At 69.4% G+C, this 12,214-nt stretch carries 15 protein-coding genes and 3 pseudogenes; 9 read left to right on the forward strand and 9 right to left on the reverse strand.

Features of this window, described 5'->3' with window-relative positions; genetic code table 11:
- The 4 genes and pseudogenes from ACZ43N_RS36595 to ACZ43N_RS36610 all read right to left on the reverse strand — a co-directional run.
- Positions 1-242: helix-turn-helix domain-containing protein (locus ACZ43N_RS36595; RefSeq protein ID WP_468103387.1), on the reverse strand; the 242-nt coding region annotated here is incomplete at its 3' end.
- A 36-nt stretch (positions 243-278) separates the two neighbouring features.
- Positions 279-605 (reverse strand): hypothetical protein, encoded by a 327-nt coding sequence (locus tag ACZ43N_RS36600; protein ID WP_468103388.1) that lies wholly within the window; start codon positions 603-605, stop codon positions 279-281.
- A 40-nt stretch (positions 606-645) separates the two neighbouring features.
- A pseudogene (locus ACZ43N_RS36605) lies at positions 646-1,434 on the reverse strand (IS5 family transposase).
- Positions 1,435-1,684: 250 nt separating this feature from the next.
- On the reverse strand, positions 1,685-2,215 hold the full coding sequence (locus tag ACZ43N_RS36610) for a hypothetical protein (protein WP_468103515.1): 531 nt from the start codon (positions 2,213-2,215) through the stop codon (positions 1,685-1,687).
- On the opposite strand from ACZ43N_RS36610, the gene ACZ43N_RS36615 reads away from it, so the two are divergent.
- The 4 genes from ACZ43N_RS36615 (at position 2,214) to ACZ43N_RS36630 (ending at position 4,878) form a co-directional block, all read left to right on the forward strand.
- Positions 2,214-2,993 (forward strand): Mu transposase domain-containing protein, encoded by a 780-nt coding sequence (locus ACZ43N_RS36615; protein WP_468103389.1) that lies wholly within the window; start codon positions 2,214-2,216, stop codon positions 2,991-2,993. The genes ACZ43N_RS36610 and ACZ43N_RS36615 overlap by 2 nt on opposite strands.
- A gap of 403 nt (positions 2,994-3,396) precedes the next feature.
- Positions 3,397-3,582, forward strand: coding sequence for a hypothetical protein (locus ACZ43N_RS36620; RefSeq protein WP_468103390.1), 186 nt, complete (start codon positions 3,397-3,399; stop codon positions 3,580-3,582).
- On the forward strand, positions 3,579-4,037 hold the full coding sequence (locus ACZ43N_RS36625; RefSeq protein WP_468103391.1) for an NUDIX hydrolase: 459 nt from the start codon (positions 3,579-3,581) through the stop codon (positions 4,035-4,037). The genes ACZ43N_RS36620 and ACZ43N_RS36625 overlap by 4 nt, the downstream gene beginning before the upstream one ends.
- Before the next feature lie 586 nt (positions 4,038-4,623).
- Positions 4,624-4,878: a hypothetical protein gene (locus ACZ43N_RS36630; RefSeq protein WP_468103516.1), complete on the forward strand. Its 255-nt coding sequence runs from the start codon at positions 4,624-4,626 to the stop codon at positions 4,876-4,878.
- Between the two features lie 232 nt (positions 4,879-5,110).
- On the opposite strand, the pseudogene ACZ43N_RS36635 reads toward ACZ43N_RS36630, so the two are convergent.
- The 4 genes and pseudogenes from ACZ43N_RS36635 to ACZ43N_RS36650 form a co-directional block, all read right to left on the reverse strand.
- A pseudogene (locus ACZ43N_RS36635) lies at positions 5,111-5,284 on the reverse strand (transposase); the annotation flags it as partial.
- On the reverse strand, positions 5,209-6,039 hold the full coding sequence (locus tag ACZ43N_RS36640) for an HD domain-containing protein (protein WP_468103393.1): 831 nt from the start codon (positions 6,037-6,039) through the stop codon (positions 5,209-5,211). The gene ACZ43N_RS36640 and the pseudogene ACZ43N_RS36635, both read right to left, overlap by 76 nt.
- 77 nt (positions 6,040-6,116) lie before the next feature.
- Entirely contained in the window at positions 6,117-6,461 is a 345-nt protein-coding gene (locus ACZ43N_RS36645; protein ID WP_468103395.1) for a PadR family transcriptional regulator, read from the reverse strand.
- Between the two features lie 306 nt (positions 6,462-6,767).
- Complete coding sequence (locus tag ACZ43N_RS36650) at positions 6,768-7,121, reverse strand: hypothetical protein (protein WP_468103518.1); 354 nt, start codon at positions 7,119-7,121, stop codon at positions 6,768-6,770.
- 38 nt (positions 7,122-7,159) lie between these two features.
- Between ACZ43N_RS36650 and ACZ43N_RS36655 the strand changes: the two genes are divergently transcribed.
- The 4 genes from ACZ43N_RS36655 to ACZ43N_RS36670 all read left to right on the forward strand — a co-directional run bounded on the left by ACZ43N_RS36655 (position 7,160) and on the right by ACZ43N_RS36670 (position 10,317).
- Positions 7,160-9,088: an HAD-IC family P-type ATPase gene (locus tag ACZ43N_RS36655; protein WP_468103397.1), complete on the forward strand. Its 1,929-nt coding sequence runs from the start codon at positions 7,160-7,162 to the stop codon at positions 9,086-9,088.
- Complete coding sequence (locus ACZ43N_RS36660) at positions 9,004-9,477, forward strand: cation transporting ATPase C-terminal domain-containing protein (protein ID WP_468103399.1); 474 nt, start codon at positions 9,004-9,006, stop codon at positions 9,475-9,477. The genes ACZ43N_RS36655 and ACZ43N_RS36660 overlap by 85 nt, the downstream gene beginning before the upstream one ends.
- A 34-nt stretch (positions 9,478-9,511) precedes the next feature.
- Positions 9,512-9,673, forward strand: a complete 162-nt coding sequence (locus ACZ43N_RS36665; protein ID WP_468103401.1) for a hypothetical protein — start codon at positions 9,512-9,514, stop codon at positions 9,671-9,673.
- A 131-nt stretch (positions 9,674-9,804) separates the two neighbouring features.
- Positions 9,805-10,317, forward strand: coding sequence for a hypothetical protein (locus tag ACZ43N_RS36670; RefSeq protein ID WP_468103402.1), 513 nt, complete (start codon positions 9,805-9,807; stop codon positions 10,315-10,317).
- A 603-nt stretch (positions 10,318-10,920) separates the two neighbouring features.
- Here ACZ43N_RS36670 and ACZ43N_RS36675 read toward each other — a convergent pair.
- Positions 10,921-11,478 (reverse strand): FG-GAP repeat domain-containing protein, encoded by a 558-nt coding sequence (locus ACZ43N_RS36675; protein ID WP_468103404.1) that lies wholly within the window; start codon positions 11,476-11,478, stop codon positions 10,921-10,923.
- A gap of 469 nt (positions 11,479-11,947) precedes the next feature.
- Between ACZ43N_RS36675 and ACZ43N_RS36680 the strand changes: the two are divergent.
- Positions 11,948-12,200: pseudogene (locus ACZ43N_RS36680) on the forward strand (IS5/IS1182 family transposase); the annotation flags it as partial.
- Positions 12,201-12,214 lie beyond the last annotated feature (14 nt).

Below are 12,214 nucleotides of genomic sequence, written 5' to 3' on the forward strand. Positions count from 1 at the left end.
CGCAGGGCCGAAACGCCGCCCTGCTCCCACACCCGACGCCAACGCCGCACACTCTCGGCACACACACCCACCGCCCGCGCGATCGCCGCATTCGAAGCGCCCTCCTCGAACAACTCGACCGCCCGAACACGCCGTGCCTCCGCCAACTGAGGCCGCGACAAAGGAGGAAGAGACGAGCTGGCATCCGAAGGCGAGGGTCGATAAGCCACCCCGGAAGCCTCCCACTCACAAGGCCAGCACATCCACCGAACTTACGAAAAGGTCAGTAAGACGTCGTTTCACTTGGTCGATTGTGGGCCAGTATCCGACACGAGTTGAGCCAGCTGACGCAGGCGCTGGAAGTAGAAGAAGTCCTCTGCTTCGTTGAGTAACGGCAGGACGTGGCCTAGGTCTGCGATGCAGTCGCGCAAGATCCGGTGGCGCTCTGAGTCCAGAGTGCCACCGTTGTTTTGCCAGGTGGAGAGGCACCCGGCGATGTCAGCGTCAAGCAACACCATGTCGATGCCTGCCCTCTCGGCCCCGCGCAGGCCAGCGGGGAAGGCCGCGCGCAGGTGTTCCCGCCACAAGCGGGTCACAGCGGCTTCGTGCTCAGTAGGGCTGTCCACGCAACTCATCTTCGTGCAGTGACTGCACTGCGGATGCTGTTCACCTGTTCAAGCGGCGGTGACACATGAGGGCTGCGGTTGTGCCGAAGAAGGCCAGGAAGTGCTCGGCCTTGCGTTCACGGCGGCGGTGCAGGCGGCATCCAGTGAGCCAGGACACTGTCCTCTCAACGACCCAGCGATGTTTACCGAGCCGCTGTGAGGACTCGATTCCCTTGCGGGCGATGCGGTGGCGAATGCCGCGCTTTCGCAGCCATCGCCGCAGGTGGTCATAGTCGTATCCCTTGTCCGCGTGGAGCTTGGCCGGGCGCCGACGGCGAGGGCCACGCCGGGATCGGATGGGTGGGATCCCGCCCATCCAGTGGCTCCAGGCCGAGGCTGTCGTGCATGGCGCCGGATATGCCCAGTGACAGGGGCACTCCGTTCCGGTCCGTGAGCAGGTGGATTTTCGATCCGCTCTTGCCGCGGTCGGTCCGGATTCGGTCCGGTCAGTGGCCCCCCTTTTTTGCTGCCCGTACGCTGACGGAGTCGATCGCGCACCTCAACCAGTCGAGGTCTCCTCTGGCGCCGAGTTCGTCGAAGATGACCCGGTGCAGCCTGGCCCACGTTCGGCGGCGTCGGCGAGGGCCCAGGCGGTGACGAGCTGCTCGTACTCGAGCCATTCGTGGGGGCGGAGGTAGCCGCCGGCGGTGCGGAAGAGGGTGGGGATCCGCTCGTTGAGGTCGACCGCGGACCGCACGGAGCCACGGCCGGAAGGATTGGGGGGCATGGGGTCAGCGTACGGACGTCCTCGGACAACTGCCCTCGAGAAACGGTGGGTGCGCTGTGGGATGCGTCGCTGTCCGGCCCGTCCAACGTCGTCGATCTCGATACCGGCGACGAAGACCAGCCAGGGCCGGCCGCCGAACGCGTCCGGAGGCCTCGCCGGGCGGCGGCCACGAGGGCTGCTGGACGAGGAGTCGTGGCGCGACCTAGGTTCCCTACCGCTACCGGCCCGACGGTTTCCGGTGTTGATGACGCTCTTTGAATTTCCCCACCCGTGCTCGGTGGTGTCCCCAAATTTGCTCAGTTGATCTCCCCACTTATTGAGTGATCTTGTCCGGCGTGTCGAACTGGTATCGGCGAGTCGTGGAGAGCCTGCGTGTGCTTGACGGTCGGCCTGTTCGGAGGCCCGGATGCTCACGCGGGAGGAAGACGTGGACGCGCATGCTCTGCGTCGTCAGGGCTGGACGATCTCGGCGATCGCCCGGCATCTGGGGCGTGATCGCAAGGCGATCCGTGCGTATTTGAACGGCGAGGTGGAGGCCGGCCGGCGCCGCCAGGCACCGGATGCGTTCGTGCCGTTCCTGGACTACTGCCGTCAGCGGCTGGCCGACGATCCGCATCTGTGGGCGAGTGCCCTGTTCGACGAGGTCGTGGAACTGGGCTATCACGGCGGCTACTCGACCTTCACGCGGGCTCTTCGTCGATATGGCGTCCGGCCACACTGCGATCCGTGCCAGACGACCCGCGGCCGGGATGTCGCGATCATGGCGCACCCTCCGGGCGAGGAGATCCAGTTCGACTGGCTTGAGCTGCCGGATCTGCCCGGGGAATGGGGTGTTGGCGCGCATGCGCACACTGCTGGTCGGTGCCCTGGCGCACTCGGGCCGCTGGCGGGCGGTCCTCGCGGAGTGCGAGGACTTCCCGCACCTGGTCCACGGCCTGGACCAGGTGGTGCGCAAGCTCGGCGGGACCGCTCGCCGGTGGCGCTTCGACCGGATGTCCACGGTCTGCTACCCGTCCAGCGGTCAGGTCACCGCCGCGTTCGCCGGGGTGGCGAAGTACTACGGCGTCGGGGTGGACGTGTGTCCCTCACGTCGCGGCAACCGCAAGGGCGTGGTGGAGAAGGCCAACCACTCGGCCGCCCAGCGGTGGTGGCGAACCCTCCCGGACGACCTGAGTGTCGAGCAGGCCCAGTCCGGCGTCGACAAACTGTCCGTCCGGATGGACGCGCGCCGCCGCACTGTCGACGGGGCACGAACCACGGTGGCCGAACTCGCCGCTGCGGAGCCTCCGTTGGCGCTGCCCGTGCTGCCGTTCCCGGCTCAGCTGTCGGTGGAACGGACGGTGACCGCACAGAGCCTGGTGCCATTCGAGGGCAACTTCTACTCGGTCCCGCCGGGCCTGCCCGGCGCCCGGGTGACGCTGACCTGCCGCCTGGGCGAGGACTTCCTGGACATCGCCACCGCCGGACGGGCTGTGATCGCCCGGCACCGCAAGGCGGTCCGCGGGGCCGGCCAGACCGTCCGCGACGCCGGCCACGTGATCGCGTTGGAGCGGTCGGTACTGGCCTGCCGAGTTGGCCCGTCACTGCCCGGTCTGCCAGACCACGTTCACCGCAGCCAGTAGTACCAGCCGGCAGACCTTCTGCTCACCCGCCTGCCGCGAGGCCAACCGCCAGCACACACCGGTCCAGCGGAGCTGTCCCGCCTGCACGAACGAGTTCACCACCGACGTCAGCCCCCGGCGCATCTACTGCTCGGCCGAGTGCCGGGCCGTCGCCCGCAACAGCACCGCGTTCCTCGAACAACGCACCTGCCCCAGCTGCCAGGAGGCTTTCGAAGCCCCCCGGACCACCCGGCAGGTCTACTGCTCTCCCACCTGCCGGCGGGACGCCGACCGCCAGCGCGGACAGGAACGGGACGAGGCACGAGCCCGCCGCCTGGGCGAGACACCGCCCCCACCACCACCGCCGCTGCCCGAACTCCCGCCGCCACCCAAAACGGCCAACCGAACCGGAGGATCCCGCCAAGTGACCCCCGAACGCGAACCGTTGGAGCCCGCCGCGACACGGAACTGCCCACACTGCCAGCAGCCCGTCACCATCGTCGCCCTGCTGGCCACCCCCGAAGCCGCCCGCCCCGCCACCCCCGAAGCCGCCCGCCCCGCCATGCCCGTCCGCAGCCCGGACATCATCCCCCTGCGGAGGGCCCCGTGATCGACCTCTCCGGCCACGGCCAGATCGACGACCTGGTCTCGCGAACCCACAGCGAGGGCATCACCGACCTGGCCACCGCGGCCCTGATCGAGCACCAAGGACGCTTCCTCCTCATCGAGGCCGCCGCCCCCGACTTCGACACCCCACCCCGCTGGCAACTGCCCGCCGGCTGCGTCTGGGCCGGGGAGACCCTGGTCATGGGCATGCACCGCATCCTGGCCGAGCACTTCGGCTTCTCAACCGCGGACGTCGGGCGTTACCTCGGCCACAACGACCACCTCGACGACCGCGGCCAGGTCACCCGGGTCTTCGTCTTCGCCGTCACCGTCGAACACCCCGACAGCATCTGCCAGGACTCCCACATCGGACACCGCTGGATCGACACCAGCAGCATCTCGGACACAGTCAACGACATCGACGGCATCCTCCGCGTCTACTACGCCGACAACACCTGACCGTCACCGATCACCAGGGGCCGCCGACCTAACGGTCGGCGGCCCCTCAGCAGGTTCTGTTCAGCGGAAGAACTTCACCACTCAGCGAGAACGGCGCGCTCCGCGCCGCTTGTCACGCCTGAGCCCCCGAAAGCCGTCACGGAGGTTCGTGTATTCCAGCGCGGCGGCTATCCCGGCGCCGATCCAGCGCAGGACACGAAGCGCAACGCCCCCAAGTCGTGCACGATCTCCCTCTCCCCCCAAAGATCAGCCTCTGGCCAAAGCTACACAACACGCACAGCCGTGTGATGACCAGGCCGACCACCGCGGCACATGCTCCTACTCCCCACCCTCCCCACATCCTCCAAAACCGAACCAAATGGGGAAGACAAGCAGCTCTGGCCGCTTTCAAAGAGCCTCATCAGTGTGCCGCCGGGGCTCCGCCGAACAGTGCAACATCTCCCGCGCGGGGTGCGGATTCCTCTGCCTGGAGCGAAACGGCCATTAGCTTGCGGGAGGACGGGCGGCCGCGTCCCGTTCATACGTGGCACCTGGCCGACACCCGACCCAGCCCCCGCACGTCGAGTGCGTTTACCGAGGAGGACAGATGCCGGGAACACCGCCGATCTGTGAGCATGCCAAGGCTGGCCTTAAGAAGTCCCAGGAGGTGGCTGTTGCCAGGCTGAATCTCCTGAACGACGCTCAAGACGAGCTCCTCGTCTTGCAAGCCGCAGAGCCCCCGAACGAGGTGGCGATCGAGACTCAGATGGCCAAGGTCGAACACTTCAGGGACCTGTGGCTGGAGGGCAGGAAGACGGTGAAGGAGTGGCAGGTAGCGGTGGAGGAACTCTGTAATCCGTAGCGCGGACGGCCGGGGCCGTCGTGGCGGGGGCGGTCCTGGATCCGGCGTCGGAGCGAAGGTGCTCCCATACCCCGTCAAGGCGGCTGCGCAGGAGCGCCGCCGGTTGCACGCACCCGGTCATGAGTGCTGCCGGGCCGGGGCCGGTTGCAGCCGCCGTGTACGGGCGGGACGCCCTCATGCGGGCCCCTGCGAGGGTGTTGCTGGTCAGCCCGTCCCGCTCGCCGGCGTCGGCCTCGGCCTGCTTGACCCAGTCCCGCACCGCGGTCTCGGTCAGGTCGAAGTCCTTGGCGACCTGACCGACCGAGCGGTCACCCCGCCGGCACAGCTCGACTATCTCGGCCTTGAACTCCGGCGTGAACGAGCGGCGAGGGCGAGGGTGCCTGCCGGGAGAGTTCCGGTGGTCCAGGCGGGCAGGCCGCCACGGGCCATGGCGATGGCGAAAGCGGCCGCCGCACCCAGCACGCTGCCGATGCGGGCTACGGTGCTCACCATCGTTGTCCCCGCAAGGCCGTTCGGCGCAGTGTCCACGACAGCCTGGGTGTGCCATTCCTCGCGCCATCGCGCGCGCGTCGGCGTGGGAAGCAGCAGGGTCAGTATGGTAAGTGCGCGTGTGGTGACTGGGGCGGTGGATGTGGGCTGGATGACGGCGGAGGAGAGGTCGTGCAGTTCGCGGCTCACGTCTGTCAGGCCGGCTGCGCGGGCCAGTGGTGCGATGACGTCGAGGGTTTCACGGGCGACGCGGTAGCGCCTTGTCGGGGGGACGAAGGCGATGGTGCGCATGTTGTGCAGCCGGTCGGCGAGACGGATGGCCAGCACGGCCTCCTCACGCGTCGGCGTCCGTGCGGTGTGGAAGTTGAGTGCGCTGAGCGGGATCGCGCTGAGCCTGGCGGTGCGGACGGCCGAGATCAGGTCGGCGACCTCCTGCCCGAAGCGCTCGGTCAAGCAGCCCGGCGGGCAGGCACTGTCGTCGATGTCGTGCAGAAGGGCCGCGCAGATCACGGGCGGTGGCATGCCGATGTCGGCAACAATGGCGGCGACGGCGATGCAGTGGGTGAGGAGCGGGTCGCCGCTGCGGTGGGTTTGGCCCGCGTGCCACATGGCGGCCTCATCGTGGGCGTCCTGGATGAGCGAGGTGTCGGCGTCCGGGTGATGCGTACGCACGATATCCAGGAGACCGTCCAGGGACGGGGCGGCGGAGTGCCGCCTGTTCGGTCGGAGTGCTAACCGGCGCCGGGCCCTCATGACACTCCCCCGTCGGCGATCGGGCGGGCGGCCCACCCCGGCAGGGGCTGCCTGCGGGCCCGGTAGGCACGCGCCAGGGCGTCCCGCGCGCGCTCGGCACCGTCCTCGGTGATGTGGTAGAAGCGACGGCGCGGACGGCCGGCTTCCTCATGTACGGCAGGGTCTTCCCAGGTGCTGTCCACCCAGCCGACTTGTTCCAGACGGGCAAGGATCGGATAGATCGTGCCCGACGGCAGCCCCGCCAGCTCGCACAGCTCAAGGCCGTAACGCTCCTTGGCGGGGTCTTCCAGCAAGGCCCGGAGCACCAGTTGGGTCTGCAGGGTCATACGCGGACTACCCATACTCGTACTCTACATAGCCTATATATGAGCTGTCCAGAGACGGTGACACGTCTCGTGAACCTTCAAGGACTCAAGGGCGCACAGCAGTCAGCACCCCCGGAGATGCGGAGACTCCCATAGCGCCCTTCACTACATGGGCAACAATCCTGAACCCCGCTCAGGCCAGATAAGCCGGCTCCGCACACAGTTGGCCCGCAGGAGCGCGCCGCTGCTGGGACGGCGCGGAAGCCCGGAGGCCCGCACCCGGTCCCGTAAATGATCTCCGCTGAGGCGGTGACGTAGATGCCCGTCGGGCGGCTTGTTCGATCAGCCTGCCAGGGCGAAGTTGTGCAGGCGCGCGATGCCGAGCATCGCGTGGTGCACGCCGTCGCCCTTGAGGCGGACGCACGCGGGGTACAAGGTCGGGATCTTTCCGAAGAACGCCAGGGCCGCCGCGCGGAAGGCTGCCGAGATCGAGCAGCGGCGTGCCGAGGGTCTGCCGGTGGGATCGGTGGCCGGCGCGCTGTCGGAGGAGCGGCGCGAGCAGCTGGAGGACATCGACCCGTCGTGGTGCCCGGCCTGGCCGGTCGCGGAGGAGCTGGCCAACTCGCTCACCCCCATCCTCGCCGTCGGCGGCGGAGTCTCGGCCGCGCTCGGCTCCGTACTGGACGCCGTGCTCATCGGCGGCGCCCTCGGGGTGGACGCGCTGGTTCGGCGGCGTGCAGCAGCAGGCCGAGCGGGAGGTGGAACGGCTGGTCGAGGCCACCTCGGCACGGGTGCGGGTACGTCGGCCCGACCGCGCGGGGCCGGGCGCGGCGGCCGTCGAGCACCTGGTGCGCGGCGATGTGATCGAGCTGCGGGCCGGGGACGCGGTTCCGGCGGACTGCCGGGTGGTGCGGGCGCAGGGCGTGGAGGTCGACGAGTCCAGTCTGACCGGCGAGTCGCTGCCTGTGGTGAAGAGCGCCGCGCCGACTGCTGCCCGGGCGGTCGCGGACCGGACTTCCATGCTCTATCAGGGGACGACGGTGGCGGCCGGTGAGGCGCTGGCCGTGGTCGTTGCCACCGGGACGGCCACCGAGGCCGGCAGCGCGGCCGAGGCGGCCCCGGAGGGCGGGCCGCCTCAGAGCGGTGTGGAGCGGCGGCTGAAGGCGCTGGGCCGGTGGTTCCTGCCGTTGTCCGTCGCGGCGGGTGTCGTGCTGTTCGCCATCGACCTGCTGCGCCGGCGGCCGCTGGGCGCCGCCCTGGGCTCCGCGGTCAGCCTGTGCGTGGCGGCCGTGCGCGTGGGGCTGCCGTTCATCGCCACGGTCGCCGAGCTGGCCGCCGCCCGTCGGCTGTCCACCCGCGACACGCTCGTGCGCAGCTCCTCCACCATCGAGGCGCTGGGCCGCACCGATGTGCTGTGCTTCGACAAGACTGGCACGCTCACCGAGGGCCGGATCAGCCTGCAGCAGGTGTTCGACGGCCTCGATCGCCGTCCGCCCGACCGGCTCACCCCGGCGCTGCGCCGGATCCTGGCCACGGCGGCCCTGGCGGGTCCGCCGGGGCCGGCCGCGTCGCTGGCCCATCCCACCGACCGGGCCATCGCCGCCGGTGCCGAGCTGCTGGGTGCCGCCCCGGCCCGGGCCGCCGGGCTCGGCTCGGACACCTGGGAACTACTGGCGGAGCTTCCGTTCGAGCCGGGGCGCGGCTACCACGCCGTGCTGGGACGGGTCGATGCCGAGACGCGGGTTGTGGTCAAGGGCGCGCCAGAGGTTGTACTGGCCCGCTGCGACACCATCCGCCGGGGTGAGACCACCGAGCCGTTCGACGAACGGCAGCAGGCGGAGACCGAGACGGAGGTCGACCGGCTCGCCCGGGGCGGCCTGAGGGTCCTGGCGGTCGCCGAGCGGGTGGCGCCCTCGCAGGCGCCCGGCGATGCGACGGAACTCGACGACGAGAGCGTTGACGGGCTGTGTCTGCTGGGCCTGGCGGAACCCGGTGCGGGCCACCGCCGCCGAGAGCGTGGACCGGCTGTCCCGGGCTGGGGTGCGCATCGTCATGGTCACCGGGGACCATCCCAGCACGGCTGCCGCGATCGCCCGGGAACTGCGGCCCGAGGAGGAGCCGCGGCTGATGACGGGGTGGAGCTGGACGCCCTGGACGACGCCGCGCTCGCCCGGACGCTGCCGGACGTCACGGTGTTCGCCCGGGTCACCCCGGCGCACAAGGTCCGGATCGTCACCCCGTTGCGCGCGGCCGGGCGCGTCGTGGCCGTCACCGGCGACGGCGCCAACGACGCCCCCGCCATCCGCATCGCCGACATCGGCATCGCCCTCGGCCCACCCCGGCCGCCCGCACCGCCGCCGACATGGTCGTCACCGACGACCGTATCGAGACCATCGTCGACGCCTTCGTCGAGGGCCGGGCCATGTGGGCCTCGGTGCGCAAGGCGCTGGGCATCCTGCTCGGCGGCACCCTGGGCGAGATCGCCTTCGTCCTGGCGACCACCTTGCTCACCGGGCGCAGCGCGATCAACGCACGCCAGCTGCTGCTGGTTAACCTGCTCACCGACATGCTGCCCGCCATGGCCATCGCCGCCCGGCCGCCCGCCGACCACGCCGACCGGCTGCTCGCGGAGGGGCCCGAAGCCTCGCTGGGCAAGGCCCTGACCCGCCACCTCCAGCTGCGCGCCACCGTCACCGCGGCCGCTGCCCCCGTCGCCTGGGTCCTGGCCCGGGCGACCGGCACCCGGGCGCACGCCGACACCGTCGCCATGGCCGCCCTGATCTCCTCCCAGCTGCTCCAGACGCTGCGGGACGCGGGCCGCGACCGGGTGGTCGCCGCGGCCGCCGTGGGGTCCCTGGTCGTGCTGGGAGTAGTGGTGACCGTTCCCGGCCTCAGCCACTTCTTCGGCAACCGGCCTCTGTGCCCCGTGGGCTGGACGATCGCGCTGGCTTCGGCGGTGGGGTCGGTCCTGGTGCCGGCTGTGGTGCGGCGCGCCGCCGGTCCGCTGGTGAAAGTTCACCCGCAGGCCACCCGTGTGCAGCCTCCCGGATGACATCGGACCGGACAAAGGAGCCGTTCCCAGCACGATGCACACTGATAGCGAAAGGCGGCTCACCGTGCCGCACATCTTCACCACGATCCTGACCCAGGTCGCGGTCGCCCTGATCGAGGCCGCCCTCGTACGGCTGTTCATGCAGCTCTGGAAGACGTTCTCCGCGACCGGGCGTCCGGTGACGGCCTACGCCTGACCGCACATACCGGTTGGACACCACACAATCTGAACTATTCGTCCGTTTAAGTGGTTTGCGGGTGCTTAGGGGTGGAAAATGGGTCGGGGAAACCCCTCGACCACACTTCCCAGCATGCACGGGAGGCGGAGATGACACCGCCAGAGACCCAGCCACGACCTCAGCAAGAACAGCAGCCGACCCCACCTCGGGCCGAGGCCCAGGCCGAGGAAACCCGCGCCCAGGAGGCTGAGCAGGCAACTGCCGAGCGCCGCGAGGAGGAGGGCGGCCAGGAGAAGCGGGCGGGCGGCAAGGTGCTGCACCTGCACACCGCGCACCCCCAGGTACCCATCCCCTACGTGACCCCGGGCGACGTATTCCGCAACGCGCGTACGGCCACATCCGCGGCGACCTCGCTGCTTCCCTCGCCCCGCAAACTGGCCTTCTACGGCCTCCTCGGCGCCATGGCCGTGGTCGAGGCCGTCGAGTGGCCGATCGCGGTCGTCCTCGGTGCCGCCACCGAAGTGATCACCCGAGAGCAGGCCGCACGGCAACGCGCCGAACACGAGCGCATCGAGCGGGACCGCGCCGACCGCGAGCAGGGCCAGCAGGGCGCCACCGGGCGGACGGAGCCCGCGGGGTCCGCACAGACAGCGACGGCATGACACGTCCCCGCCCTCAACGCCGGTGGGATCCGAACACTGTCCACAGCGTTCGGATCCCACCGGCGTTCCGTACGTGAGGAAGGGGTAGGGCGTCTTCGGCAAAGCCGCTACCGAGCCCAGCCGCCCGTGTTCGGGCGCAATGAGAGTCAGTGATCGAGCTGGACCCGTTGTGCGGCCCTTTGCCGTAGTCCGGGTAGTCGCACTGGGCCGGACGGGGGGAATGTGCACCACACGTCGGGCCTGGTGCACGACCCGGTAGCTGTCTCATGGGTCTCCGGGAGAGACGGCCCCACCGATCAAGGAATCCACCCTGTTCTCAACCTCACCGTCCTGGCGACCACCTACGGGGGCATCCTTTCCGCCGAGCTGCCCGACGCCAGCAGCCCGTCGGCTGGGGCCAGATCCTCGCCTTCGGCGTGCTACTGGTCCTGCCCGCCCTGATCGTCTTCGCGTTCTTCCAGCGGTGGTTCGTCCAGGGCGTCGCCAGCTCCGCGGTCAAGGGCTGAAACTCGCTTACTTGTGGTTGGCCAGTCCGGCGCTCGAAGGCGGCGGCTGAAGGCGGAGACGGGACCATGACCGGGAGCCGGCCGGGATGGATGGTTGTCACTCGGTCACGTCGCTCGCCGAGCAGGGCTGATAGAAGCGGCCCAGACGTGTGTTGGGCAGCCTGGCCGGGCTCTCGAACTCTGTCCCGTGTTCGTACCCCCTGGTGTCGGCAAGTGCCCTGGCCTCCTCACCGAGGCGAGCACTTGCCATACGTTCACCGTCGCCGACGTGGCCGTACACCGCCAGGTCGGGGTACCGGTCGTGGTTGTAGTCAACGACCGACATCTCCTGCGTGGCCCCCAGGCCGAGAGGCACTATCTTCTGCCCGCGCCCGCTGTTGGAGAAAGGGCCCAGCCGCAACTCGGCCATCCGGGGGTAGATCGGGGTATCGCCCGCTTGCTCATCTCCCGCGACGATGACCAGGTCGGCCCATCCGTCAAGGTTGAAGTCCGCGGCGGCGCCGATCACGTACTCCTGTCTGCCACCGGTGTAATCAGCCAAGGCGCGTGCTCCGACAGTCGCTTCATTGGCCGAGCCGACCCCGAAGGTGATGTTGAAGCGAGTACCACTACGGGATGGGTCGGAGACGCGATCCGGACGCCCGTCATCGTTCACGTCAGCGATCAGTTCCCCTGACGCCGTCACACACGAGGCAATGGCAGACGGCCCAGTGGGCGGCGGGGGCGGCTTTCCTCGGGAGTCCTCGCATCCGGCGAAGAGCATCAGGCCGACAACAACGAAGACTGCGCGAGTCCGCCGCCTCTTGTCTCCACTCCGCAATAACACGCCGTCCATCAGTCCTCGCCCTCCCCGACACCGCCTCGATCAACGCCGCACTATCCCGCACAGCGCCTTGCGGCAGGGTGCCCGATGCCCCGCTGAGCACGACAGGCGCCCCCTGAAGAGAGACACGAAGGGCTCGCAACTGCTTTCGAATGACATCAGTTCTCATCGACATTGATCACGCGGAAGCCCCACGAGTGACTCCCGAACGCACATCGAAACGACATCCGCGAAGAGCGACACAGCGAGGTGGACACGCTCCAGCCCTCGGGCACACTCAACCCCGGAGACCGCTACGTCGGAAACCGGTACGTACGGCCGGATCGCCCGCAAGGGGACCATGGCGCCGGTCCAGGCCACCCAGCGGTGGCATGTCGAGCGCACCCCACGCCTGGCAGAACACCTTCCACCAGCTCGCGCGCTGCTACGAACGGCGGATCAGCGTCATCGAAGCCTTCTTCGACCTTGCCGACACGATCATCACCGCCCGTAGCCTGATCCGCCGAGCCTGGACCACCCATCGCTGGGAGGGACGCCCCCGCCGCCGACCATGAACGACCACGTGCCT

This window comes from Streptomyces sp. NPDC030814 (assembly GCF_055572155.1).

Coding starts and splice junctions, on each gene's coding strand:
- ACZ43N_RS36615 (WP_468103389.1), top strand. CDS start 2,214: ATGCGCACACTGCTGGTCGGTGCCCTGGCGCACTCGGGCCGCTGGCGG.
- ACZ43N_RS36610 (WP_468103515.1), bottom strand. CDS start 2,215: ATGCGCGCCAACACCCCATTCCCCGGGCAGATCCGGCAGCTCAAGCCA.
- ACZ43N_RS36630 (WP_468103516.1), top strand. CDS start 4,624: ATGCCGGGAACACCGCCGATCTGTGAGCATGCCAAGGCTGGCCTTAAG.
- ACZ43N_RS36645 (WP_468103395.1), bottom strand. CDS start 6,461: ATGGGTAGTCCGCGTATGACCCTGCAGACCCAACTGGTGCTCCGGGCC.
- ACZ43N_RS36650 (WP_468103518.1), bottom strand. CDS start 7,121: ATGAGCACGGCGTCCAGTACGGAGCCGAGCGCGGCCGAGACTCCGCCG.
- ACZ43N_RS36660 (WP_468103399.1), top strand. CDS start 9,004: ATGGCCATCGCCGCCCGGCCGCCCGCCGACCACGCCGACCGGCTGCTC.
- ACZ43N_RS36665 (WP_468103401.1), top strand. CDS start 9,512: ATGCACACTGATAGCGAAAGGCGGCTCACCGTGCCGCACATCTTCACC.
- ACZ43N_RS36670 (WP_468103402.1), top strand. CDS start 9,805: ATGACACCGCCAGAGACCCAGCCACGACCTCAGCAAGAACAGCAGCCG.